At 48.8% G+C, this 23,450-nt stretch carries 24 protein-coding genes and 1 rRNA gene; 13 read left to right on the top strand and 12 right to left on the bottom strand.

Features of this window, described 5'->3' with window-relative positions; genetic code table 11:
- Positions 1–34: 34 nt before the first annotated feature.
- Positions 35–1,327 (bottom strand): aminopeptidase PepB, encoded by a 1,293-nt coding sequence (gene pepB, locus CWE06_RS06965; RefSeq protein WP_126792544.1) that lies wholly within the window; start codon positions 1,325–1,327, stop codon positions 35–37.
- A gap of 76 nt (positions 1,328–1,403) precedes the next feature.
- Between pepB and sfsA the strand changes: the two genes are divergently transcribed.
- The 7 genes from sfsA (at position 1,404) to panC (ending at position 7,445) form a co-directional block, all read left to right on the top strand.
- Positions 1,404–2,129, top strand: coding sequence for a DNA/RNA nuclease SfsA (gene sfsA / locus CWE06_RS06960; protein ID WP_126792542.1), 726 nt, complete (start codon positions 1,404–1,406; stop codon positions 2,127–2,129).
- 174 nt (positions 2,130–2,303) lie between these two features.
- On the top strand, positions 2,304–2,759 hold the full coding sequence (dksA, locus tag CWE06_RS06955) for an RNA polymerase-binding protein DksA (RefSeq protein WP_126792541.1): 456 nt from the start codon (positions 2,304–2,306) through the stop codon (positions 2,757–2,759).
- 6 nt (positions 2,760–2,765) lie between these two features.
- On the top strand, positions 2,766–3,644 hold the full coding sequence (gluQRS, locus tag CWE06_RS06950; RefSeq protein ID WP_126792539.1) for a tRNA glutamyl-Q(34) synthetase GluQRS: 879 nt from the start codon (positions 2,766–2,768) through the stop codon (positions 3,642–3,644).
- Positions 3,645–3,667: 23 nt separating this feature from the next.
- Positions 3,668–5,194, top strand: coding sequence for a polynucleotide adenylyltransferase PcnB (gene pcnB, locus CWE06_RS06945; RefSeq protein ID WP_420808524.1), 1,527 nt, complete (start codon positions 3,668–3,670; stop codon positions 5,192–5,194).
- Positions 5,195–5,201: 7 nt separating this feature from the next.
- On the top strand, positions 5,202–5,687 hold the full coding sequence (folK, locus tag CWE06_RS06940) for a 2-amino-4-hydroxy-6-hydroxymethyldihydropteridine diphosphokinase (protein WP_126792537.1): 486 nt from the start codon (positions 5,202–5,204) through the stop codon (positions 5,685–5,687).
- Between the two features lie 84 nt (positions 5,688–5,771).
- Positions 5,772–6,566: a 3-methyl-2-oxobutanoate hydroxymethyltransferase gene (gene panB / locus CWE06_RS06935; protein ID WP_126792535.1), complete on the top strand. Its 795-nt coding sequence runs from the start codon at positions 5,772–5,774 to the stop codon at positions 6,564–6,566.
- Positions 6,567–6,596: 30 nt separating this feature from the next.
- The gene (panC, locus tag CWE06_RS06930; RefSeq protein ID WP_126792533.1) at positions 6,597–7,445 is read left to right on the top strand and encodes a pantoate--beta-alanine ligase; all 849 of its coding nucleotides are present in this window, start codon (positions 6,597–6,599) and stop codon (positions 7,443–7,445) included.
- A gap of 85 nt (positions 7,446–7,530) precedes the next feature.
- Here the strand turns inward: panC and panP are convergent, their stop codons facing one another.
- The 6 genes from panP to mpl all read right to left on the bottom strand — a co-directional run bounded on the left by panP (position 7,531) and on the right by mpl (position 13,779).
- Positions 7,531–9,195, bottom strand: coding sequence for a pyridoxal-dependent aspartate 1-decarboxylase PanP (gene panP / locus CWE06_RS06925; RefSeq protein WP_275065572.1), 1,665 nt, complete (start codon positions 9,193–9,195; stop codon positions 7,531–7,533).
- 93 nt (positions 9,196–9,288) lie between these two features.
- Positions 9,289–10,014: a tRNA (guanine(46)-N(7))-methyltransferase TrmB gene (gene trmB / locus CWE06_RS06920; protein WP_126792531.1), complete on the bottom strand. Its 726-nt coding sequence runs from the start codon at positions 10,012–10,014 to the stop codon at positions 9,289–9,291.
- 3 nt (positions 10,015–10,017) lie between these two features.
- Positions 10,018–10,791, bottom strand: a complete 774-nt coding sequence (locus CWE06_RS06915; protein WP_126792529.1) for an ABC transporter permease — start codon at positions 10,789–10,791, stop codon at positions 10,018–10,020.
- Positions 10,784–11,725, bottom strand: coding sequence for an ABC transporter ATP-binding protein (locus CWE06_RS06910; protein ID WP_126792527.1), 942 nt, complete (start codon positions 11,723–11,725; stop codon positions 10,784–10,786). Before CWE06_RS06910 ends, CWE06_RS06915 begins: the two co-directional genes overlap by 8 nt.
- Positions 11,726–11,743: 18 nt before the next feature.
- Positions 11,744–12,367, bottom strand: coding sequence for a flavin prenyltransferase UbiX (locus CWE06_RS06905; RefSeq protein ID WP_126792525.1), 624 nt, complete (start codon positions 12,365–12,367; stop codon positions 11,744–11,746).
- Positions 12,368–12,390: 23 nt separating this feature from the next.
- Positions 12,391–13,779 (bottom strand): UDP-N-acetylmuramate:L-alanyl-gamma-D-glutamyl-meso-diaminopimelate ligase, encoded by a 1,389-nt coding sequence (gene mpl, locus CWE06_RS06900; RefSeq protein ID WP_126792523.1) that lies wholly within the window; start codon positions 13,777–13,779, stop codon positions 12,391–12,393.
- Positions 13,780–13,953: 174 nt separating this feature from the next.
- On the opposite strand from mpl, the gene CWE06_RS06895 reads away from it, so the two are divergent.
- The 5 genes from CWE06_RS06895 (at position 13,954) to CWE06_RS06875 (ending at position 18,274) form a co-directional block, all read left to right on the top strand.
- The gene (locus CWE06_RS06895) at positions 13,954–14,955 is read left to right on the top strand and encodes a class 1 fructose-bisphosphatase (RefSeq protein ID WP_126792521.1); all 1,002 of its coding nucleotides are present in this window, start codon (positions 13,954–13,956) and stop codon (positions 14,953–14,955) included.
- Between the two features lie 184 nt (positions 14,956–15,139).
- A complete protein-coding gene (ppa, locus tag CWE06_RS06890) occupies positions 15,140–15,673 on the top strand; it encodes an inorganic diphosphatase (protein ID WP_126792519.1) in 534 nt (177 codons plus the stop codon).
- A 6-nt stretch (positions 15,674–15,679) separates the two neighbouring features.
- Positions 15,680–16,384, top strand: coding sequence for an ABC transporter ATP-binding protein (locus CWE06_RS06885; protein ID WP_126792517.1), 705 nt, complete (start codon positions 15,680–15,682; stop codon positions 16,382–16,384).
- Positions 16,381–17,790, top strand: a complete 1,410-nt coding sequence (locus tag CWE06_RS12590; RefSeq protein WP_126792515.1) for an ABC transporter permease — start codon at positions 16,381–16,383, stop codon at positions 17,788–17,790. The genes CWE06_RS06885 and CWE06_RS12590 overlap by 4 nt, the downstream gene beginning before the upstream one ends.
- A gap of 1 nt (position 17,791) precedes the next feature.
- The gene (locus CWE06_RS06875; protein WP_126792513.1) at positions 17,792–18,274 is read left to right on the top strand and encodes a DUF3299 domain-containing protein; all 483 of its coding nucleotides are present in this window, start codon (positions 17,792–17,794) and stop codon (positions 18,272–18,274) included.
- A 148-nt stretch (positions 18,275–18,422) separates the two neighbouring features.
- On the opposite strand, the gene CWE06_RS06870 is transcribed toward CWE06_RS06875, so the two are convergent.
- From CWE06_RS06870 to CWE06_RS06855, 4 genes are all read right to left on the bottom strand, one after another.
- Positions 18,423–19,130, bottom strand: a complete 708-nt coding sequence (locus CWE06_RS06870) for a TIGR04219 family outer membrane beta-barrel protein (RefSeq protein ID WP_126792511.1) — start codon at positions 19,128–19,130, stop codon at positions 18,423–18,425.
- A 23-nt stretch (positions 19,131–19,153) separates the two neighbouring features.
- Positions 19,154–19,615: a copper chaperone PCu(A)C gene (locus tag CWE06_RS06865; RefSeq protein ID WP_126792509.1), complete on the bottom strand. Its 462-nt coding sequence runs from the start codon at positions 19,613–19,615 to the stop codon at positions 19,154–19,156.
- 52 nt (positions 19,616–19,667) lie between these two features.
- A complete protein-coding gene (locus CWE06_RS06860; protein WP_126792507.1) occupies positions 19,668–19,961 on the bottom strand; it encodes a hypothetical protein in 294 nt (97 codons plus the stop codon).
- 210 nt (positions 19,962–20,171) lie between these two features.
- A complete protein-coding gene (locus CWE06_RS06855) occupies positions 20,172–22,574 on the bottom strand; it encodes a TonB-dependent receptor plug domain-containing protein (RefSeq protein ID WP_126792505.1) in 2,403 nt (800 codons plus the stop codon).
- A gap of 237 nt (positions 22,575–22,811) precedes the next feature.
- On the opposite strand from CWE06_RS06855, the gene CWE06_RS06850 reads away from it, so the two are divergent.
- On the top strand, positions 22,812–23,261 hold the full coding sequence (locus CWE06_RS06850) for a nucleoside deaminase (RefSeq protein ID WP_126792503.1): 450 nt from the start codon (positions 22,812–22,814) through the stop codon (positions 23,259–23,261).
- 69 nt (positions 23,262–23,330) lie between these two features.
- Here the strand turns inward: CWE06_RS06850 and rrf are convergent.
- Positions 23,331–23,446, bottom strand: a 5S ribosomal RNA gene (gene rrf / locus CWE06_RS06845).
- Positions 23,447–23,450: the final 4 nt, after the last annotated feature.

Genomic DNA, 23,450 nt, shown 5'->3' with positions numbered 1-23,450 from the left:
TAGATGCTCGACGTACAATTCGTCGAACGGCGAACTAGCCCGCCGACGTCAGTAATGCTGCAATATTGCGAATACCTAAGCCGGTCGCGCCAGCAGCCCATAAACCGTTTGCATTGTTTTGGTAGGCACCGGCGAGATCGAAATGCACCCAACCTTGACCTTTATTCGGCGCAAAACGTAACAAGAAGCCAGATGCATTGCTCGCGCCACCTGAGCCACCACCTTTAATTGGTTTACTATTCGCCGTGTCGGCAAAAGCAGACGGACAGTTTTCTTGATGCCAATGAGCGAGTGGCAAACGCCAGAGTGGTTCAGCGGTTGCTTTTGCTGCTTGCAGCGCTGCAGTCGCAAAATCGTCATCGACCGCAAACAGTGCGTTATACTCGGTACCAACCGCAACTTGCGCAGCACCCGTAAGGGTCGCCGCATCGATAATCCGTTTCGCACCTAATTCGCCAGCACGCAAGAGACCGTCAGCAAGGACAATCCGGCCTTCAGCATCGGTGTTCACAATCTCGACCCTTGTGCCATTCTTGTAGGTGATAATATCGCCATTTTTATAAGCTGTGCCGTCGATCATATTCTCGGCGCAACACAGTAGTAAACTGACGCGCTTATTCAAACCTTGCCGAATAGCGAGCAATAAAGCGCCTGCGACAGTTGCAGCTCCGCCCATATCGCATTTCATTGCGACCATGCCTTCGTTGCTCTTGATACTGTAACCACCGGTATCGAAAGTAATGCCCTTACCTATTAAGGCGAAATCGACTGCTGCGTTAGCATCGCCGGTCGGATTAAAGTCTAGTTCGAGTAATGCCGGTGCACGCTTACTGGCACGGCCAACCGTGTGAATACCAAAGCGTTCTTCCGCTAATAATTGGTCACCTGCGACAACCCGCGCTTGAATGTGGTTTGGCGCTGCCTGTTGTAACTTTTCAATGACACGTTCACACAGCGACTCCGGATAAATTTCTGAAGATGGCAGGTTAATCAGTTCGCGGCTCCAGCGCACAACCTCATTAATTTGCTCGAGTTCTGCCTTGCTTTCACCCTGAAACACCACCGTGTTGGTATTTTTTGTGTCGGTAAAACCTTGGCTAAGAGCCCATTGGCGATCCCGTGTCCAACCGTCACCCGCCGGCTCTATTGCAGTAATCCCGAGCTGGTCGAGTTTACGTCCGGCTTTTTGAATACTGCGCAACAACAACTCTTCTTGCTCCATGAGGACAATGTGCATGCCTGCATCGGTCAAGTAGCACTGACTATTGCCCTTGTATTGCGCTGGGGCTGGAGTTTGCGTAAAACGAACTTGTACTGCACTGGACATAAGTTTGATCTCCACGTATGTTGCCGGCTGAGAAGAATAAAGAAACCTATTCAATTTAAGGGAAAACTAGACCCCGATGCAATTTAATCCACCATTGCAACGCGGCGTTTTACTTCGTCGCTACAAAAGGTTCTTAGCCGATATTGAATTAAGTAACGGTGATCATATCACAATTCATTGCCCAAACACCGGAGCAATGACGGGTTGTGCTGAACCCGGCAGCGAAGTTTGGTTTAGTACGAGCGATAATCCGAAACGCAAATACCCGCATACGTGGGAACTCACCCGAACAGCTGAAAACGCTTGGATTTGCGTCAACACTGCACGTGCGAACGAACTCGTCACTGAAGCTATCCAACGGAGTCAAGTCGCTGAATTGGCGGGCTATAACAAAATTCAACGCGAAGTAAAGTATGCTGAAGGCAGCCGAGTTGATCTCTTGCTCAGCGACCATGCAAAGCTACCGAACGCCTATGTCGAAGTGAAATCGGTGACCTTATGCGATGAAACTCAGTCAACAACCCATAACGGTTTCTTTCCTGATGCAGTTTCAACTCGCGGGCACAAACACCTGCAGGCTTTGACCAGTATGGTTGCAGCGGGCCAGCGTGCCGTCTTGGTTTATGCTGTGCTGCATTCACAGATCCATTCGGTTACGTCGGCAGTACATATTGACGCGACCTACGCCGAGCTGGCAGAACAAGCGAAACACGCCGGCGTCGAGATACTACCTTTGTTTTTTTCGATCTCTGAGCTTGAAATCTCGCTACAGGCGACCCATTTTAGGAACGCACATTCCTGAAGTAACGAGGAAAATAATGCAGTTAATCAATCACTTTTCTCTGGGTGAAGAGTGATTAGTCGGTTAAAATTGCGCCCATAGGGGCAATCTGGTATACATACCCATCTTTTTTGTTAGGTAGGCTAATTGAACGCTGGTGAATTCAATAGAATTGCCTGCTGGAGGATAGAAAATATGACTGATGCGACTAAGGAAAGAAAAGCGCACGGCGTCCTGGCAATGGCCGAATTGGCGCCATACCAGGAGAAGGATGGCGAAGAGTACATGAATGAGGAGCAACGCGCTCATTTCAAACGTATTCTTGAAGCATGGCGTGCACAGTTACGCGAAGAAGTTGACCGTACGGTTGGTCACTTAAAGGAAGAAGCATCAAACTATGCCGATCCAGTTGATCGTGCAGCCCAAGAAGAAGAGTTCGCAATTGAATTGCGAACTCGTGATCGTGAACGCAAGCTCATCAAAAAGATCGAGAAAACTCTCGAACTGATTGAGCGCAATGACTTCGGTTACTGTGAATCTTGCGGTATTGAGATCGGTATTCGTCGCCTTGAAGCACGGCCGACTGCCGACCTGTGTATCGACTGTAAGAGTCTTGCGGAAATTCGCGAAAAGCAAATGAAAGGCCATTAATGGTCTATGCAGCAACCTGAACGCTACCGTGGGCGTTTTGCCCCGAGCCCTTCTGGTCCGCTGCATGCCGGCTCCTTGGTAGCTGCATTAGGCAGCTACCTCGACGCCCGCGCACACCAAGGCGAGTGGTTGGTGCGCATCGACGATATCGATCCTCCTCGCGAAATTCCTGGCGCCGCCGATACCATCTTAAAACAGCTTGAAGCCCATGGTCTCGAATGGGACGGTTCCGTCGTATGGCAAAGCCAACAATCTGAACGTTATGCTGCTGCGCTCTCAACGTTGAACACCGCCCAGCTTTGTTATTATTGCCATTGCACACGCGCACAAATTAAAGCCCGTGGCACATATTACGATGGTCATTGCCGGCATTTACAGTTGAGCTCGAAGGGCACAGCGGTGCGCTTAATCAACCGCAGCCCTATCTGTCGTTTTCATGACCGCTTTCACGGTCTCGTCAACAGCGACCCACAACAAGCCGCTGAAGATTTTCTTTTACGTCGGCGCGATCAACTCTGGGCTTATCAACTGGCAGTTGTTTGTGACGACCGTGCAGCAGGGATAACTGACATCGTTCGCGGCGAAGATTTACTGCATGCTTCGGCTTGGCAACTCACCCTTTGGCAAGTGTTTAATGATATTCACTTAGACGACACTCAAGCTCCCCTTCCACGCCTTGCGCATTTACCGCTCGTGGTCGACGCTAGCGGCCGGAAATTGAGTAAGCAAAATCACGCCCCAGCATTGTCATTACAAACACCATTGGCAAACTTACGCAGTGCTGCGCAGGCGTTAGGCCTACCGGGTGCCGCTAGCACAGAGGCAGCGAACATCGAGGAATATCTTGCTTGGGCAATAGATGCATGGCGACAGCATAAAAAGTAGGTTAAAATTGCGGCCATTCGATCATGAGGAGTTCAACCATTATTAAACGTCTCGCTAGGATTGCGCAGAAAGTACTACCTTCCCGAAAACGTACCTCTCGCAGTGATACCCCAGAGCATTCGCCAGAACAGTCAAACGCAGCAAGTGATGCACGTACCGCACCACCGACGGCCCCTGCAGCAAACAAAAAGTCTGTTGGTAAGCGTCAAGGAAAACAAGGCACGCAGACTTTGCCGATTCGCATTCCGCGGTCAGAGCATCCTATTTCGCGTGAGCACATTTCCGACAATGCATTAAAAGTGCTTTATCGTCTGCATAATTCTGGTTTCGACGCCTATTTGGTCGGTGGTTGTGTCCGCGACCTGTTACTTGGCCTGCAACCGAAAGACTTCGACGTTGCCACCAACGCCAAGCCAGAAGAAATCAAAAACTTATTTAATAATTGTCGCCTGATCGGTCGTCGTTTTCGTCTGGCGCACATCGTTTTTGGACGCGACGTTATCGAAGTTGCGACCTTCCGAGGCCACCATAGTGACGATGAAGAAAGCGGTACGCAGCGCTCAAAGCAAAGCGAGCACGGCATGCTGCTGCGTGACAACGTCTATGGCTCAATTGAAGAGGACGCACAACGGCGCGACTTTACCGTCAATGCGCTGTACTACTCGATTGCCGACTTTGCCATTTATGACTATGCCAATGGTTTAGCCGATTTGAACCAAGGCCAATTACGGTTAATCGGTGATCCGGAGCAACGTTACCGGGAAGACCCAGTGCGTATGCTGCGTGCGGTGCGCTTTGCCACCAAGCTCGGTTTACGCATTGAAGACTCAACTCGTAAGCCAATTAAACCGCTGTCAGGATTACTCGATAACATTCCACCTGCGCGCTTGTTTGAAGAGTTTTTGAAGCTTTTCTTGCATCGTCGGGCATTGGCCAATTTCGAGTATTTACATGAGCTGAATTTGTTCCAATACCTTTTCCCAGTCTTGAAAAGTGCTTTAAAGAATCCGGAAAGCCTCGAGTATCGGATGGTCCGCCAAGCATTTGTCGATACCGATGAGCGTTTGAATCAAGACAAAGGTGTGAACCCAGCGTACTTGTTTGCTGCGATTCTCTGGTATCCGGTCGCCGCTCGTGCGGACGAGATTATCTTAGAAAGTGGGTTAACGGAGTACGATGCTTATCAGGTGGCCGCTGCCGACGCGTTAAGCCGACAGTCTCGGAGTATTTCGATTCCGAAGCGTTTCAGCTTACCCATGCGCGATATTTGGTTATTGCAATTACGCTTGCAGCAAACCCAACCTAAGCGCGCAATTCGCTTACTTTCGCATCCTAAGTTCCGCGCTGCCTATGATTTCTTATTACTTCGCGCTCGCATCGAAAACGATCCGAAGTTAAAGCAACTCGGCGAGTTTTGGACCGACTTCCAACGGCAGTCGCCTGAGGTGACACCGGAAGCTGCGCCAAAACCAACTGGGCCCAGAAAGTCCCGGCCGCGGCGTGGGCGCAATAGCTCACGGCGACGCAAGCCTGCGGCCAAGAAAGACTAACGCTGCTATGTCGGCCGTACGCTGTTACATCGGACTAGGCGCAAATCTCGACCAGCCACTGCGAACATTAACTGCTGCAGTGGCTGAGTTAAGCCAATCACCGCAATTAACAAACTGGGTTTGCTCGACATTTTACCAAAGCAAACCGATGGGTCCGCAGGATCAGCCTGATTACATTAATGCAGTCGCCACGTTTACCACCACGCTGACGCCATTAGAGCTCCTTGATTATCTTCAACATATCGAAAATAAATTTGGTCGGGTGCGCAGGCAACGCTGGGGTGCTCGCACATTAGATCTCGATATCTTGTTATACGGCACTAACACCATTGCAACCGAGCGCTTAACGGTGCCACACCCCGGTATGCTCGAACGAGAATTTGTACTCGTGCCGTTAGCTGAAATAGCCCCAGACTTAACTTTAAGTAGCGGACAAAGCGCCGCAGCTGCGGCCGCGCAAATTCCCTTGAACGGCTTATGCAAAGTTATCTAAACTGCTATGATGTTCCCTTCCTAATCACTATGTGAACGCAGAATAATCGCCCACGTAGAGTTAAACACCAAAGAGGAGTGAGTCATGAGTCGCATTCGAACCGCCGGTTTATTAAAGAAAAAACGTAACGGCGAGAAAATTACCGCCCTGACTGCCTACGACTCAAGTTTTGCCAAGCTGTTTCATGAGTGCGGTGTAGACGTGCTGTTAATCGGTGATTCTCTCGGAATGGTGTTACAAGGGTTAGACTCGACGGTTCCAGTAACCATTGACGAAGTGGCCTATCATACTCGCTGTGTTCGCGCAGGCAGTAGTGACGCCTTTGTCATTGCCGACATGCCGTTCATGACCTATCCCGAACCGCTGATTGCCTGTGAAAATGCAGCTGAGCTGATGCGTGCGGGTGCCAATATGGTCAAGCTCGAAGGTGGTGACTGGTTGGTCGAAACCGTTCAGGCGCTTACTCGCCAGGGTATTCCAGTTTGTGCACACATTGGCTTACTGCCACAGTCTGTTAATGTGATTGGCGGCTACAAAGTGCAAGGTCGCGATGAAGCCAGCGCCCAAGCATTAGTTGATCACGCCCTGGCATTAGAAGCCGCCGGGGCTCAATTACTCGTGGTTGAATGTATTCCAACGCACGTGGGTAAACGCATTTCCGATGCATTGAACATTCCGGTCATTGGGATCGGTGCCGGTAAAGAAACCGACGGTCAGATCTTAGTCATGCATGACATGCTCGGCATGAACGCTGACTATTTACCGAAGTTCACCAAGGACTTTTTGGCTCAAGGAGGCAGCCTGCGGGGTGCCGTCAGCGCTTATGTCGAAGAAGTTCACCAAGGTAAATTCCCAGCACCTGAACATTGCTTTGATTAGTCTTCGACCGACTGAAAAGGAAGTGCATTGATGTTACATCTAGAAACTCTCGAGCAACTCCGTCGTACGCGTCAGCAGTGGGCTGAATCAAAAGCCAGCGTCGCATTTGTACCAACGATGGGCAACCTGCACGAAGGTCACCTGCGTTTAGTTGCTGCTGCTCGCGAACTTGCCGACAAAGTGATTGTGAGCATTTACGTCAATCCGATGCAGTTTGGTGCGAACGAGGATCTTGATAAATATCCCCGCACCTTAGCAGCTGATATGGAAAAGTTAACCGCTGCCGGCGCAGACGCTGTATTCACGCCAGACACTAGTATGATTTATCCGCGTGGACTAGGCGACCAAACCTATGTTGAAGTTCCCGGCATTAGCGACACTCTGTGTGGCGCGTCACGACCAGGACATTTCCGTGGTGTCGCAACCATTGTCTGTAAGTTATTTAATATGGTGCAGCCAGATCATGCGGTGTTTGGTAAGAAAGATTATCAGCAATTGATGGTCATTCGTCTTATGAGCCAAGATCTGTCATTACCGTTAACCATTCATGGTATCGATACCGTCCGCGCTGACGACGGTTTGGCCTTGAGCTCTCGCAATGGTTATTTATCTACCGCTGAGCGCCAGCAAGCAACGGCTGTGTATCGGTCTATGCAGGCCGTCGCTCATGCTCTGCAAGGCGAGCGTAATGACTTTCAAAACATCGAGCAAGAAGCTCGCAGTATCCTCAAAGACGCAGGATTCACACCCGATTACGTGAGTATCCGCCGCCAAGCGGACTTAACGCCGCCGAGTGCAGAAGACACGCAACTTGTCGTCCTCGTCGCCGCGTATTTAGGAAAAACGCGCTTAATCGACAACCTCGAAATTAATCGCTAACCGCAAAGTCACACACAGCCCAATGTATGTTTGGGCTGTGTGCACATGGCTTTTGGCTTTTGGCTTTTGGCTTTTACTTATAGACTTAAAGTGCAGAAGGTTCTTGTACGAGTAAACCACAGTGTTCCGCTGTGGTTTTTATTTGCTGCATGAGGTTCTTCGCATGGCTCGCTAATTCACGTTGTTCAGCAATAATTTCCTGCAGCATTGTCTCCGTAGTCAACGGATTGGCCAGCACTGTACGAAACACCACACTACCTTCATGGCCGTATTGGGCAGGCGTTAATTTGGTCCGAGAAACAAACGAACGGCCATTCTCACGCTGGGTTTTCTGAATATAGCGTGTCAGCGTGTTCAATAACGGCGTCATTTCCTTGATTTGCTCATGGCTCGCATGCGGCAATTGTGCTTTCAGCCCAAATGGCACATAGCGATAGGTTAACAAGCACAGCTCTGGGTGAGTAATCACTTCAAAGTCGTCTTGGCGGTCAATGAGTTCAGCAAAATACTTGGCTTTTTTAATACTGGTGTCGATTAATAGCTCGTAACCACGACGGCCCATGACATGCAACGCCGAGTAAACCAACATAGCCATGCCCGGACGTGAACCTTCCATAGTATGGCTACCTAAGTCTTTTGAGCCGCGACGAATAATGTATTCCGCATGATGCTCAATCGCGTTCACTAAGCCTGGGTCTTTAAACAAAACCATACCTGCGCCCATCGGCACGTACATCTGTTTGTGCGCGTCAATGGTGACACTGTCTGCAAGTTCAATGCCAGCAAGTAGCGGCCGATGCGTGCTCGACATTAAAGTCGCACCGCCCCATGCGGCATCGACGTGAAAATGCGCCCGATATTCTTTGGCTATTTCGGCCATGGCTTGTAATGGATCGATATGGCCAGTTTCTGTCGTACCAGCAATGCCAACAATCGCCAGTACGCGGCCACCGCTGGCGGTGACGTCGGCAGCTGCTTTACGCAACGCATCCACTCGAATACGGTTGTTCTCGTCCGTGGCGACGGTAACAATGTTCTGACGGCCGATACCCAGTACATCGGCAGCTTTACCCAATGAGTAATGACCACGTTCAGAAACTAAGATAACTAATCGATTGTAACCGTAGTGGCTTAAACCTGCCGCTAACCCTTCCGCACCGACTCCGGCAAAACCTTTCCGTGGCGCCAGCAAATTATTGCGAGCAACCCACAGTGCCGAGATATTAGCAATGGTGCCACCTGAACAGAATGCACCTAACGAGTACTCGGCGTTATGCATCCAACGGTGATAGAAGGCTTCGTTCTCACCGTAAACCAAGTGATGCAACATGCCCAAAACATTACGCTCAAGCGGCGTAAATGCTTTTGAAGTTTCGATTTTGACCAGATTCTGGTTCAAGCCGACCATGAGTTTGGCCAACGGCAATAAAAAATAGGGTAGCGCCGAGGTCATGTGACCGATAAAGCGAGGCGAAGCTGTGTGCACCGATTGGGCAACAAGCTTTTTCAGCAGCGTTTCCGTATGGCTCGAAACAAACTCGGGCTGCTCAGGAATGGTACTGTCAGCGAAATCTTGTTCGATTTCATGCAAAGGACGTTCTTGCGCAACAATATGAGAGGACAGAAAATCTTCAAGATTCTCTGACAAATGCTTCTCAATTTGACCCAATGTCGAGTCTGGAGCTTCCGGCACCGTAAAGATGCGGAACAACGACTCCATGCTGACTTCAGCGGTTGTTTTGGGCGCCACGCAATTCTCCTGACTAAAAATTTTGAGCCGGCAACTCTAGCACATTTGTGGGCTGTATCGCTACATTCAGTATAGTGGCTAACAATATAGTCGCTAAGTAAGCAAGGTTGCACGAACCGCCGCTAACTCGTCAGCGGCTAACAGATTTGGCACAGTAAGCTCGCTTTGCAAACGCCAGAGCGCCTGCCCGCAAGCCTGATACTTACGCTCAAATGGTGTGATTGGTTCTAAGTTTGTTGGTAATTTTTCAACCTGTGCGGGAATTTGTAAACAGGCCAACGCCAACGCAAACTCGTCGAGATAAGTCTGCCAGTTGCTACGCATTTCCAGCTCGCCACCAAGCTTCACTAGAGCTGGAAATACCGGTGCTCCATGCCAACGTCGCCCCAAATGCTTTTTCTTCGGCCACGGATTAGGATAAAGAACAAAGTGCTTTTGAACTGGCCATTCTGCCGCATGGGCTAAACGCCAAAAGTCGTTTAAATCTGCCCGTACTAACAAATACTCGCCAGTTTCACCGTGCCGCTGATGTGCAACATGTTTACCGAGTCGATGAGCTGACTTGTCTACGCCGACAACCAGAGCTTCAGGATAACGTGCCGCCAAGTAGGCGGTGCTCTCCCCAACGCCGCAGCACGAATCTAAGATGAGTGGCTTTGAACTGTTTTGTAGCAGTCGGTCGACTTCCGCAAAAGCTGCTTCACTGTGCGCTGCATACGGCTTTTGAAAATCTGAATGCCAATATCGTGCGACGGCGCTGGGCACGTCCTCGTGCGGACCGCTTTGGTTGCTAGTAATACTACGCGATTGTTGCTGCATGACTTAAGTTCGCACCCCAGTGCCACGTTTCAGTAAATACCAAGCCAAGGTGAAGAACACTGCGTTGAACACTAACAGCACCGCAATTGCGACCATGGGTTGAATATCCGAAACCCCAATAAAGCCGTAACGGAAACCATTGACCATGTAGATAATCGGATTAAATTGCGACACCGCCTGCCAGAAGCTAGGCAACAAGGTAATCGAATAAAACACCCCACCTAAGTAGGTTAACGGTGTTAAAACAAATGTTGGAATAATCGAAATGTCATCGAATGACTTGGCGAACATGGCGTTTAATAAGCCACCAAGCGCAAAGAGTGTGGCCGTCAAAATCACCGTCGCAATGATCATGGCAATGCTTTGAATTTGCAGCGGAACAAAGAAGCCAGAAACCAACGTGACAATAATGGCAACCAAGAGCGCTCGCGCTACGCCGCCACCGACGTAACCCAAAATGATCGTAATGTTGGCAACTGGTGCCACCAACATTTCCTCAAGATTGCGCTGAAACTTAGCACTGAAGAACGAGGATGCGACGTTGGAATAGGCGTTAGTAATCACCGACATCATGATTAAGCCCGGGACAATAAACTCCATATAACTGACACCACCCATTTCGCCAATGCGCGAACCAATGAGACTGCCAAAGATAATGAAATAAAGCGTCATGGTGATGGCTGGCGGGACCAGCGTTTGTACCCAAATCCGCAGAAAACGAGTGCACTCTTTAATCCAAATCGTTTTTAGCGCTGTGAAATAAATAGGGTTACGCATGGGCAGCAGACTCCTTAGATTCCCGACCTTGTTCCACTAAATTGACGAACAGTTCTTCGAGACGGTTGGCTTTATTGCGCATCGACAAGACTTTTATGTTCTGCGCAGAGAGTTCACTAAAGACTGAGTTCAAGCCCGCCGATTTTGCTACGTCTACTTCGATGGTGTGATCATCAATCATGCGCATCGTTGCCGACTCGATGACCGGCGGTTTTGTGATCGGCTCTAAATCGAGTACGAAAGTTTCGACATTTAACTTATTGAGAAGAGCCTTCATTGTCGTATTTTCGATAATTTGGCCTTTGTCGATAATTCCGATATTGCGACAGAGCATTTCCGCTTCTTCAAGATAATGTGTGGTCAGAATAATGGTCACGCCTTCTTTGTTGATGCGCGTTAAAAACTCCCACATCGAACGGCGTAGCTCGATATCAACACCAGCTGTCGGCTCGTCGAGAATTAATAGTTTGGGTTCATGCAGCAATGCGCGCGCAATCATTAGCCGACGCTTCATACCACCAGACAGGTTGCGTGCACGTTCATTGCGTTTGTCCCACAAACCTAACTGCTTGAGGTACTTTTCTGCGCGTTCTTTCGCTAACGTTCGCGATACACCGTAGTAACCAGCCTGATTCACCACAATTTGCATCAGGGTTTCAAACTGATTGAAGTTGAATTCCTGCGGCACCAAGCCAATATGCTGTTTCACTTCGTTAATTTGCGTGTCGAGGTCGTAGCCAAATACTTTGACGGTACCTGAGCTTTTGTTCACCAACGACGAAATAATGCCGATGGTCGTCGACTTGCCAGCACCATTCGGTCCTAGCAGGGCGTAAAAGTCACCAACTTTAACGGTCAGGTCTAAGCCCTTTAATGCTTCAAAACCACCACGATAAGTTTTGCGCAATTCACTGATTTCCAGTGCATACGTCATAACAGTCTCCGAAATAACTTAGTTCGAGCGTGAGTCGTAGCCCCAGCGCGGCATAATGTCTTGGTCTAAACCTAAATGGTCAAGAATACGAGCAACCATAAAATCAACGAGATCTTGAATGGACGTCGGTTGATGATAGAAACCAGGTGCCGCTGGCATAATGACGACACCCATGTTGGCAAGCGTCAGCATATGCTGCAAATGAATACTGTGGAGCGGCGTTTCGCGCGGCACTAAAATCAGTTGCCCACGCTCTTTCAATACAACGTCGGCCGCGCGTTCAATGAGATTGTCACTGGCACCCGAGGCAATAGCCGACAGGGTTCCGGTTGAACACGGCACCACCACCATGCGTTTCGGTGCCGCTGACCCGGAGGCGACTGGTGAAAACCACTCTTCCTTGCCGAAAACCTGTAATTGCTCAGGACTGACACCAAAGCGCTGGCACAAAACCTCTTGAATAGCAGATGGTGAGCCGGGCAATTTCAAGTCTTCTTCGGTTGCCAAAACCACTCGTGCGGCACTCGATATAAGCAAATAAACTTGCTGCTTTTGGGCTAACAAACATTCGAGCAACCTTAAGGCATAGGGTGCGCCCGAGGCACCGGTTATGGCGACTGTGATGCGCTCATTTTTATGCATGTGTTGCCTCCGCTTTTTAAAGGTTAGTCGAGTCGAGCTGCAAGCCCGTCAAGGAGCAGTTGGTGAATGCCACCAAAACCACCATTACTCATAATGACCCAGTGTTCTTCGCTTGACGGACGCTGCAACAAGGCTGCAGCCAAGTCTGCCACGGTCTGACAAACCACAACATGGTCATTGCTCTCACTTAACTGCCCAGCTAAGTCCCAGGTGTTTAATTCATTCAGGGCATACACGGCGTCTGCGTCAGCAAATGACGCAGCAAGCGTCTGCAAATGAACACCCGCTTTCATTGTATTTGACCGCGGCTCGAACACCGCAATAATCCGAGCATCGTCACCGAAACGAGCTCGCATCGCTTGTAAGGTTGTCGCGATAGCGGTCGGGTGATGCGCAAAGTCGTCGTACACCGACACGCCATGAATGGTTCCGCATAACTGCAGCCGTCTTGCCGGCGCGGTAAATTGCTCTAACGCCTGTGCGGAGGTCGCGAGATCCACTCCAACTTGAGCCGCGGCCAACATTGCCATCATACCATTGGCAACATTGTGTTTGCCGAGCAATGCCCAGCGCACGCGCGCTTGTTCATTACCATTCCAGTATACCGTGAAGCCAGTTCCGGCGTCGTCGTGCAGTTGTACTTCCCAGCCGTTCTTACCTAACGACTCACTCGGCAAGATAATTTGCTCAACGCAAATTTGCTGCGACCAACAGCCAGCAGCTAACACTTCTTGTAGAGCATGCTCTTGTCGCGGCGCCATCACGGCGCCATCACGGGGTACAGTACGCAACAAGTGACTAAATTGTTTTTGAATGGCAGCTAAATCGGCAAAAATATCGGCATGGTCAAACTCAAGATTATTCAATACTAGCGTGTCCGCATAGTAGTGCAAGAACTTGGAACGCTTATCAAAAAAGGCGGTATCGTACTCATCTGCCTCGACAACAAAGTATTCACTATCAGTGAGTCGCGCCGTTTGACCGAACGGCTGCACAACACCGCCCACTAAAAAGCTTGGATTTTTCTGCGCTTGCTGAAGAATCCAGACTAACATCGATGCCGTCGTGGTTTTGCCGTGCGTTCCTGCGACCGCCAGCACATGCCGGTTACGCAGAATCTGCTCACCTAACCATTGCGGTCCGGAGGTGTACGGCAAGCGCCGCGCTAACACTTCCTCAACCAAAGGATGTCCTCGACTCAACGCATTGCCAATAATTACCAAGTCAGGCGCAGGCTCAAGCTGAGTTAAATCGCTGTCGCTACACAATTCGATTCCGAGCGCTTCGAGCTGGGTACTCATCGGTGGATAAACATTTTTATCCGAGCCAGTGACGCGATGTCCAAGGCTTTGCGCTAATGCCGCAATTCCGCCCATAAAGGTTCCGCAAATACCGAGCACATGAATATGCATAGCCGCTGTCCTACTCCTTTTGATATAACTCACGATTGTATCACCTCGCACGTATTCGATCATCACTACAAATCTGCAGCATACCGTTAAAAAAGAAGCATCCGCTGACAAATTCGGGTAAACTACAGGGCGTTTCCGGCAACGACCTAAACGCAAAATCAACAGAGGCTAATCATGCAACGCCTGATTCCCGTTCTGAACAACGATCACGTACCTTTACACCTAATTTCCGTGATCAACACCCTGCTCACCGCAGCAAAAGAAATCTCTCACCGACTTCATCAAGGCAGCTTAGCCGGTACGCTCGGTTCAACACTCGACGAAAACATTCAAGGCGAAACCCAAAAGAAGCTCGATGTGGTTTCTAATCAGCTGATCAAAAACATGCTGTTAGAAACAAATCTGGTGCACGCGGTGGCGTCGGAAGAAGAAGATGACGTTGTCATGGGCAATCCAGACGCCAAGTATTTAGTCGCTTATGACCCGCTCGATGGTAGCTCGAATATTGATATTAATGGTTCTGTTGGAACCATTTTTTCTATTCTGGAAAAACCAGATCACTGTGCCGAAGGCAAAGAATTATTCTTGCAAACCGGTGATGAGCAAATTGCTGCTGGTTATATTTTGTACGGCCCGTCGTCATTGTTAGTCATGACAACTGGGCAAGGTGTGCGGGTATTTACGCTCGACCACACAGTCGGTGAGTTCTTACTAACTGTCGATAAATTGAATATTCCGGCTGACACCCAAGAATTTGCCGTCAACATGTCGAATCAACGCCATTGGACTAAGCCAATGCAGCAGTACATTCAAGATCTGCTCAGTGGTGAACTTGGCCCGCGCAAGAAAAACTTCAACATGCGTTGGAACGCGGCCATGGTCTCGGATGTTCATCGGGTACTGAGTCGTGGCGGTATCTTTACCTATCCAGCTGACTGTAAACACCCAGAAAAACCATGCAAATTGCGCTTACTCTACGAAGCAAACCCAATGAGTTTCCTAGTTGAGCAAGCAGGTGGCCGAGCAAGCACTGGATACGAGCGCATCATGTCGCTCCAGCCAACAGAAATCCATCAGCGGGTTTCAGTCATTATGGGGTCGAGAAACGAAGTCGACACCTGTCTTGACTACTTCAAGTCGATTCCATGTGACCGTCCAGATGCACCAACGGCTTAACCAATGAGTTGAATCAGCGCGAAAATATGAAGTTTTGACTGTATTTAGGACAAAACTGTCATTTTTCGCGCTAATTGCTTTGAGTTTCACCAAAAAGCTTCGTTATACTTGAGCGATCAGAATTTTAATCCTAACCCTATTCGGTTGGGTCAATGAATTAAGTTACGTAAGAAAAGGAACTGACATGAGTTTAAATGCTGTACCAGCAGGCAAAAACCTGCCTGAAGAAGTCAATGTGATCATTGAAATCCCTGCTAACGCAGACCCAATCAAGTACGAAGTGGACAAAGACACAGGTACTGTATGGGTTGACCGTTTCATGTCAGCACCTATGTTCTATCCGTGCAACTACGGCTACGTCAACGACACGTTGTCTTTAGACGGTGACCCAGTTGACGTATTGGTCCCAACTCCTTATCCGTTGCAGCCGGGCTCAGTGATTCGTTGCCGCCCTGTTGGTGTATTAAAAATGAGCGATGAGTCTGGCGAAGACGCCAAAGTTGTCGCGGTGCCAATCAGCAAGCTCACCAAAGAATATGATCACATTCAAGACGTGAATGACTTACCTGAGTTGTTACGTGCACAAATTACACACTTCTTTGAGCGTTACAAAGAACTCGAAAAAGGCAAGTGGGTGAAAGTAGAAGGTTGGGACGACGCAGCAGCTGCCAGAGCTGAAATCGAAACTTCTTACGCTCGCGCCCAAGAAAGCAAGTAAACGCCTATGGCTGAACTTTGCATTGCTGGCCAGCAGATTGAATTCTGCTGGCCCTCTCAATCCCAGCCAACGCTCCGGATACCAGAGCTGTCCATTCGAACGGGTGAGCGCATTCTGTTGCGTGGTCCAAGTGGCTCCGGTAAATCAACCCTATTGTCTTTGCTTGCCGGTGTTAACCAACCGACTTCGGGAACCTTAACCATTCTCGGCACTGAGCTCCACCGCTTAAATCAGCGGCGCCGGGATAAATTTCGAGCCGATCACATTGGTTACATTTTCCAGCAATTTAATTTGTTGCCGTATTTAAGTGTTTACCGTAACGTATTGTTAGCCTGTGACTTTTCTGCTGCTCGTAAACAAAAATTAGCCGCTGAAAACCTCTCACCTGAAGCTGAATGTGAACGCTTGCTCACGCATCTAAATATCCCTAAAGAACTGTGGCGGCGCCAAGCTGCAACCTTAAGTGTCGGACAACAGCAACGCGTTGCTGTCGCTCGAGCGTTAATTGGTAAGCCTGAGTTGATTATTGCCGACGAGCCGACCTCGGCACTTGATACCGATGCGCGCGACAATTTCCTTTCGTTGCTACAAGATGAATGTCAGAGCGCTAATATTACCCTTGTTTTTGTCACTCACGACGCCACGCTCAGCCATCACTTTGATCGCACCATTGAGCTGACTGAGATTAATCAAACAGGAGTGTCTGCATGAAGCTATTTCGATTAGCATTAGCAAGCCTCCTAAGCCGCAAAACCAACGCATTGCTTACCATTTTTGCAATTGCCATCAGCGTCATGCTGTTGTTGGGAGTCGAACGTGTAAGTCAGCAAACCCGTGCAGGTTTCGCCAATACGATCTCAGGCACGGACCTGATTGTTGGTGCCCGCAGTGGCTCGGTAAATCTATTGCTGTACTCGGTATTTCATATCGGCAACCCCACGGCAAATGTCAGTTGGCAAACCTACGAGCGTTTTGCGAACCACCCACAAGTCGCATGGTCGGTGCCCATTGCCTTAGGCGACAGTGTCAGAGGCTTTCCCGTTATTGCGACAGAGCCCGCTTATTTTGAGCATTTCCGTTTTGCACAACAACAACCCCTCACATTTGTCGAAGGCCAACCGTTTGCCCGCGAACAGGCTGTTGTCGGTGCTCAAGTAGCCCAGCAACTTGGCTTACAAGTCGGTTCTGAATTAGTTGTCGCACACGGCACCGGCAGCGTTAGTTTTCATGAGCATGATGACCATCCGTTGATTATTTCTGGGGTTTTAGCTCGAACTGGTACCCCTGTTGACCAAGCGATTTTTATCAGCTTACGTGACCTCGACATTATGCATGGTGGTGACCATGACCATGACCATGATCACGACCATGAACATGAGCACGAGCACGAAAGTCATGCGGGTAATGATGAACATGGACACATGCATCAAAGCGATGAGCATAATCATGAACATCAGCACGGTCACACGCATCAAAACCATGATCACGGACATGAACACTCGCACCAAAACCACGAACATGAGCATGCAAGTCACGAACATGAACATGTAGTGCAACCGCCAATTCCGAGCATTAGTGCATTCTTAGTTGGCTTGCAAAGCCGTCCGCGCGCTATCTTTATGCAGCGGGAAATCAACACCTATCGTGACGAGCCACTCACTGCAATTATGCCTGGTGCAACGCTGCAGGAACTCTGGCGCACACTCAGCGGTTTTGAAACGGCGCTCTCGATTGTCTCGGCATTCGTATTATTAACTGGCCTTATCGGTATGTTAGCAACGCTTCTTGCCAGCTTGCGTGAACGTCGCCGCGAAATGGCTGTCTTAAGAGCTATCGGAGCAGGTCCAAAAACGATTTTCACCTTACTGGTGAGTGAAGCTGTCGTATTAACGGCAGTTGGTATCGCAGTCGGCGTTGCTTTGCTTTATGGTATGGTTGCGGTGCTCGCGCCATGGATTCAAAGTAGTTTTGGAGTTGTCGTCAGCTTAGGCGCAATTTCAACTGAAGAGTGGCAACGTATGGGTATTGTTCTCGTTGCTAGCTTCTTCATCAGCTGTATTCCGGCCTGGCGAGCCTATCGAAATTCGCTCGCCGACGGCTTATCAATGAGGTTCTAACATGAAGTTTTGGTTAACCCTAGTAACACTCGCTTTCCTTGCCTGTGTGCCGCAAGTTCAAGCCGATGTGCGGACATTAAACTGGAACGAACTCAAGCCGTCCGATTGGAAGGCGCCACCCGTTCGTGATCCGATGTTTTATGAACAGAACCCTGAAGCACAGATTCAACAGAGTCTAGACGCTCCAGTTGTACCAGAACTAGATGGTCTACGAATCAAGTTGCCTGGCTACGTGGTGCAACTTGAAGGTGACGATCGCCGCGTGACCGAGTTTTTGTTAGTGCCTTATTTTGGTGCATGTATTCACGTGCCACCGCCGCCACCGAATCAAATTGTTCACGTCACTTTCCCAGAGGGCGTGCCATACCCTGTTACTTACGATGCAGTCTGGGTTACCGGTACGATCAAAGTGGAGCATAAAGATTCAGACCTAGCGCTGGTCGGTTACCAACTTGAAGCAACTGCGGTGGAGCCTTATTTCTAGGCGCTCTTATTTCTAAGTGCTCTTATTTCTAAGTGCTCTTGTTTCAAAGTGCTGTGGCATCGCTAGTTACAGCTAACAAAAATGCCGGTACTGTGCTGAACACAGACCGGCATTCTTTTTGATAGCGCGGATAAAATTTAGATCGAGCTTAGAAGCGCACCGTTAAATTCACGAACGGACCTTTAAAGCTATAGTCGGTCGCAAAACTACTGTTTTTATTCAGCTGCATTTGCATGTCGCGATAACCAACGCCGATATGACCATCGAGCACAGTCTCTAGAAAACGGTAACGAATGGCTGCTTCAATGTCATACACGTCATTATCGCTGCCAACAGAAAATTGTCCCTGGCCAACTATCGAAAAACCAGTTAGCGGTAGACCAGCAGACGCCCGTAAATATGCCATGCCAATGTCTTCTGAAATACTTTGGCTGACTGCTGCAGTGTCATTACCTAACTCATTAATCGAGCCACGTAAGCGCATTAAACTTGCGCCAAACTGTACGGTAACTAAATCATTATTAAGCGGTGCATAGTACAGAGTAAATGTTTCATGACCGAGGTCAGAACGAGCAGCCAACTGCCCTTCACGAGCGGCATCAAATTCCAATGACTGACTCGTAACTTTTGCATTTGGAATTAACGGTAAAAAGTGCTCAAGCGCTAAGCTCAAACGCATTTGCCCATCGCTATCCCAGTCGTTACCGACCGTGGTGAAATCGCCAACACGGTGCTCACCACTGGCACTTGCAAACCAGTATTGGGCGTCTGCTTCAATACTGATTATATCCGCATTTGCTGGAGCAACCAGAGCAAAAGACGACATCGCCAACCCGGCGACAACATAATTCTTCATAACAAAATCCTTTCGTATCTATATCAATGTCCACCATGCCCACGATGCGAACCGCTGACAAGCGCTTTTACTGGAACTTTAAGTTCAATCACGTCCCCATCGCTGAAGATTAACACTAAATCGTGGACGTCGCCCACTTTTAGAGGGCTAGTCAAAGACATTAACATGAGGTGGTAGCCGCCAGGTTGCAAGGTAACTTCACTACCTGCAGGGATAATTAAGGCATCCATGGCTTCCATGCGCATTTGCTCGCCTTCACGAACGTGACGATGAATTTCAACGTCTTCGGCGATGGCGATGCTTGCACCAATCAAGACTTTATCTTCGTTACCATGATTGACTAGCTTGCCGAAGCCTGCTCCATTCGGTTGTCCGGGAATACTTTCACGCAACCAAAATTCTTCAGCATCAACCGATGCCATGACAGGCTGCATAGCGAAAACTAAACCAACTACTAATCCAAACGCAGTCAATAAACGGGTCATAGGTGTCTCCAAAGAATCAATGATTATTATTATGGAGACACTTTACCTAATTTCACAAGGTTTGGGTACGACTGCGACTAAATAGCCAAACGATTAATAATAGAAGTAAGACAGGCCAGAAAATACTGAACCCAAGCACAACCACCACGAGTGCCGCAATTGAAAATGCCAACACAGTGCTACCAAAGACCACACTGCCGATGAAAAAGCCGACACCAGCTACCGCAGCGACGACCAGTAGAGGAACAAAGAAGAGCAGGATGCCTTCGACCAACAATGTAATTAGCGCTGGACCAAACCAAACAAGACCAAGCACAATAGCGACAGCGATAAGAAAAGTACGCATGTTTTTCTCCTAGAACAGCAATTAAGACGTTTGTATTAGAAGAAAGCAAAAACAGTGCCAATTATGTATCTTGTTGTTTTTATGAGGATAAACGAAATAACCCAGCTTAATCACACCATGATGTTCGTGGTTTTAACCAACTTTTAATAAAAACGCCCTCATACAAGATGCATGAGGGCGTGCGTCTCTTAAAATAATGATTAACCGCTACTAGAAGCGATAAGTAATCTCACCGTAGTAATAACCGCCATTAAAACCAAATGGTGCATTCGTATTCGGGTAAATGAAAATGCCGTTAAATTGGTTCTGTGGCAGTTGTTCATCAGGGTATGTGTCGAACAAGTTCTGGACGCCAAACTTAAACGCTAGGTTATCGGTAAATTGATAGCGTGTTGAAACGTCGGCAATCCATTTGCCACTGAACTTAGTGCGCACACCTGCGTTATTTTCTAAGATATAGTCGCCAAAGTAGCTAAAGGCGACATGGTTCGTCCATTTCTCGTAGCTGTGTGTCATCGATAAGGTTGCGCTGTTGCGCGGAACTGAACGTGTCATCCGCGTCCGCTCAACGTTATCAAATAGCTTATCGTCGAGACCATCGAGAATGCTTGGTAGGTTCACGGCATCGACTTTTGTTTCGTTGTAGCCATAAGCAGCTTGCGCTCGCAAGCTGCCGTAAGCACCTAAATCGAAACGTTGGGCGACAACAATATCAAGCCCCCGCGTCGTCGTATCAACCGCGTTAATAAAGAATCGCGCATTATCTGCCCCTGCTGCCGCTAAAGCGTCAGCAACCGCTGGCGAATCACTTGGAATGAGTGAACTTGAAAGAATGATGCGATCATCAATTTCAATTTGATAAGCGTCAACGGTAAGAGACAAGCCGTTATCACCATTCCAGACCACGCCAAAGCTATAGCTTTGCGATTCTTCAGGACGCAAGTTTCCAATTTCAAGCTCTCGTGCTACCGAGCTGATGTTGTTAAACGTGCCTGACTGTTCAGGAACCAACTCACCATCACGGTTCACAAAAAGGGTCGAGATATTGGTGAAATAGAGCTGCTGCACGCTCGGTGCACGGAAGCCGGTGTTAGTGGCACCACGAATGGCTAGGTTCGGCGAGAACTCGTAGCGACCCGACAATTTCCAACTGGTGTTGCTACCGAAGTCAGAATAGTCTTCATAGCGAAGCGCTGCGCCCCACTGGAAGTTTTCGGTCAACATATTTTCCAGCTCAACGTACAAGCCGGTGTTGTCACGAGACTCGTTCACTTCCGAGTCTGGGCGGAAGCCAGTAAAACCTTGGCTGCCCGCTGGGCGATTGTCGAATCCGCCATTTTCATAGGAAGCTGGTTCGCCAGCTTTAACCTGATAGCCGTTCTCGCGGTAACTAACACCAAAGGCAACCGCTAGGTCAGAGTAGTTGTAGAACGGAATCAAGCGGCTCACTTCGAACGTGACGTTCAACTCGTCATGTACAAGGGTTCCTGCGTCAAATTCCGTTGGCGTACTTGGGCCAAGAGAGGCATTGAGCGAATTCTCGAGCCGATAATTAAACTCTGACTCACCGTAGATAACTGAAAGGTCCGCGTCCCACTCACTCACGGTGAAACGATACCCTGCCGCTAGTGATATGTCATTGGTGTCAGGGCTTAGTAGAGGTAGAAAGCCGTCCGGATAAACTTCGATCAGATTTCGATCGTCGATAGCTCGGCGATAGAAAGCGCCCGATTTTGTGCGTCTTTCACTAAATCCACCAAAAGCGTATAGGCTGCCATTGTCGAGCTGGTAATCGGTATTAAAGAAGATTGCGATGTTTTCAAATTCGGCATCGCCGACATGATGGCTTTTACGATTAAACGTCTGCTCGCGTGGATCCGGTTGGCCATCGATTAATGGATATTGTTGACGTGGATCTAGACCTGCTCGATTTGTACGCGCTTTGTCATGATACTCAGCAGCAATTACAAACGCACCACGGTCATTTAAATTGAAGCCAACACTACCATGAAGTTTGAACTGCTCACCGTCACCTTCATAAGTTTGGCCAGCACTAAAGCTGAGATCTCCACCCTCTGAATTGTCTTTCAACACAATGTTGATAACGCCGGCAATCGCATCAGAACCATATTGAGCCGCTGCACCGTCACGCAGTACTTCGATACGTTTTATCGCTGAAATTGGAATTGCGTTTAAGTCGACGTTGGAGCTGCCGCGGCCGGTCGTACCATTCAAGTGAACCAAGGCGCTGGCATGTCGGCGCTTGCCGTTAATTAATACCAGCGTGTGATCAGGTGACAAGCCGCGTAATGACGCAGGTCGCACGGCGTCTGATCCGTCTGTAATTGACGATGATGGGAAGTTAAAACTTGGGACTGCATACTGCAGTGCTTTTGCTGTTTCGGTGAAGCCTGCGGCAATAAGATCTTCACCGGTAATAATATCGACTGGCGCGCTTCCCTCTGTTGCTGTGCGGACACTTAATCGTGAACCAATCACTTGAATCCTTTCTGCTGCCACATCAACCGATTCGCCACTATCTTGTGCCCAGGCGACCGCTGTGGGCAACGCCAATGCGCTCGCGATGGCGGTAGTAATTAACTTCGTTTTCATAGTGTTTTCCCTTGTGATGGACATGATTCATTTCTTATACAACTTAGCAAATAGACGTCTAGACATACAAGACTATTAGCATCTTATATAGACCAAAGTCTTATAAAGTGCGAACTGCGAACGTTTCAAGAAACTATACAATTTAACGCACAAAAACCCAGATGAACTCGCTATTTGTCTAATTGCTGTTAAGTGTTACTGTGTTTGCTACGAAGAAATTTACAATAGGGATTGCCCATGAATTATGATCAGCTGCTTAGCGTCGCTCGTAAACAAGCCGAAATTGGCGCAAAAGAAGGTGGTGTACCCGTTGGCGCAGCGTTATTTGATGCTGAAGGTAAGTTGCTTGGTGAAGGGCGAAATCGCCGCGTACAAGAAGATGACCCTTCAATCCATGGTGAAACCGATGCTTTTCGCAAAGCAGGTCGGCAAACCAATTACCGTGACAAAATTCTAGTTACGACTCTTGCGCCCTGTTGGTATTGTTCGGGGCTTATTCGTCAATTCAATATCGGTACCGTTGTTGTTGGTGAAGCAGTCAACTTTCCAGGCCATTTAGATTGGCTACGCGAAGCCGGTGTGAATGTCATCGAACTCCGCGATCCAGAATGTATCAAGCTAATGGCACAGTTTATCGAGCAGCGACCCGATATTTGGAACGAGGATATTGGTGAGTGCGAACATTGATCTGATGGTTACAGCGCCCAAACGAAAAAAGCCCTTCGCATGATAGCGAAGGGCTTTTCCGTATTAGGTGCCTGGCGGTGTCCTACTCTCACATGGGGAGGCCCCACACTACCATCGGCGCTGACATGTTTCACTTCTGAGTTCGGAATGGATTCAGGTGGTTCCACGTCGCTATGGCCGCCAGACGAA

Source organism: Aliidiomarina haloalkalitolerans (assembly GCF_003987315.1).
GTDB classification, from domain to species: Bacteria; Pseudomonadota; Gammaproteobacteria; order Enterobacterales; family Alteromonadaceae; genus Aliidiomarina; species Aliidiomarina haloalkalitolerans.
This window is presented reverse-complemented; position numbering and strand designations above follow the sequence as displayed.

What these genes read in the sequence shown, in the direction of transcription:
- panB (WP_126792535.1), top strand. Translation starts at nt 5,772, where the DNA reads ATGAGTCGCATTCGAACCGCCGGTTTATTAAAGAAAAAACGTAACGGC.
- panC (WP_126792533.1), top strand. Translation starts at nt 6,597, where the DNA reads ATGTTACATCTAGAAACTCTCGAGCAACTCCGTCGTACGCGTCAGCAG.
- pcnB (WP_420808524.1), top strand. Translation starts at nt 3,668, where the DNA reads ATGAGGAGTTCAACCATTATTAAACGTCTCGCTAGGATTGCGCAGAAA.
- ppa (WP_126792519.1), top strand. Translation starts at nt 15,140, where the DNA reads ATGAGTTTAAATGCTGTACCAGCAGGCAAAAACCTGCCTGAAGAAGTC.
- CWE06_RS06860 (WP_126792507.1), bottom strand. Translation starts at nt 19,961, where the DNA reads ATGCGTACTTTTCTTATCGCTGTCGCTATTGTGCTTGGTCTTGTTTGG.
- folK (WP_126792537.1), top strand. Translation starts at nt 5,202, where the DNA reads ATGTCGGCCGTACGCTGTTACATCGGACTAGGCGCAAATCTCGACCAG.
- CWE06_RS06870 (WP_126792511.1), bottom strand. Translation starts at nt 19,130, where the DNA reads ATGAAGAATTATGTTGTCGCCGGGTTGGCGATGTCGTCTTTTGCTCTG.
- CWE06_RS06885 (WP_126792517.1), top strand. Translation starts at nt 15,680, where the DNA reads ATGGCTGAACTTTGCATTGCTGGCCAGCAGATTGAATTCTGCTGGCCC.
- CWE06_RS06855 (WP_126792505.1), bottom strand. Translation starts at nt 22,574, where the DNA reads ATGAAAACGAAGTTAATTACTACCGCCATCGCGAGCGCATTGGCGTTG.
- CWE06_RS06915 (WP_126792529.1), bottom strand. Translation starts at nt 10,791, where the DNA reads ATGCGTAACCCTATTTATTTCACAGCGCTAAAAACGATTTGGATTAAA.
- CWE06_RS06865 (WP_126792509.1), bottom strand. Translation starts at nt 19,615, where the DNA reads ATGACCCGTTTATTGACTGCGTTTGGATTAGTAGTTGGTTTAGTTTTC.
- trmB (WP_126792531.1), bottom strand. Translation starts at nt 10,014, where the DNA reads ATGCAGCAACAATCGCGTAGTATTACTAGCAACCAAAGCGGTCCGCAC.
- sfsA (WP_126792542.1), top strand. Translation starts at nt 1,404, where the DNA reads ATGCAATTTAATCCACCATTGCAACGCGGCGTTTTACTTCGTCGCTAC.
- mpl (WP_126792523.1), bottom strand. Translation starts at nt 13,779, where the DNA reads ATGCATATTCATGTGCTCGGTATTTGCGGAACCTTTATGGGCGGAATT.
- CWE06_RS06910 (WP_126792527.1), bottom strand. Translation starts at nt 11,725, where the DNA reads ATGACGTATGCACTGGAAATCAGTGAATTGCGCAAAACTTATCGTGGT.
- dksA (WP_126792541.1), top strand. Translation starts at nt 2,304, where the DNA reads ATGACTGATGCGACTAAGGAAAGAAAAGCGCACGGCGTCCTGGCAATG.
- gluQRS (WP_126792539.1), top strand. Translation starts at nt 2,766, where the DNA reads ATGCAGCAACCTGAACGCTACCGTGGGCGTTTTGCCCCGAGCCCTTCT.
- CWE06_RS06875 (WP_126792513.1), top strand. Translation starts at nt 17,792, where the DNA reads ATGAAGTTTTGGTTAACCCTAGTAACACTCGCTTTCCTTGCCTGTGTG.
- CWE06_RS06895 (WP_126792521.1), top strand. Translation starts at nt 13,954, where the DNA reads ATGCAACGCCTGATTCCCGTTCTGAACAACGATCACGTACCTTTACAC.
- CWE06_RS06850 (WP_126792503.1), top strand. Translation starts at nt 22,812, where the DNA reads ATGAATTATGATCAGCTGCTTAGCGTCGCTCGTAAACAAGCCGAAATT.
- CWE06_RS12590 (WP_126792515.1), top strand. Translation starts at nt 16,381, where the DNA reads ATGAAGCTATTTCGATTAGCATTAGCAAGCCTCCTAAGCCGCAAAACC.
- pepB (WP_126792544.1), bottom strand. Translation starts at nt 1,327, where the DNA reads ATGTCCAGTGCAGTACAAGTTCGTTTTACGCAAACTCCAGCCCCAGCG.
- CWE06_RS06905 (WP_126792525.1), bottom strand. Translation starts at nt 12,367, where the DNA reads ATGCATAAAAATGAGCGCATCACAGTCGCCATAACCGGTGCCTCGGGC.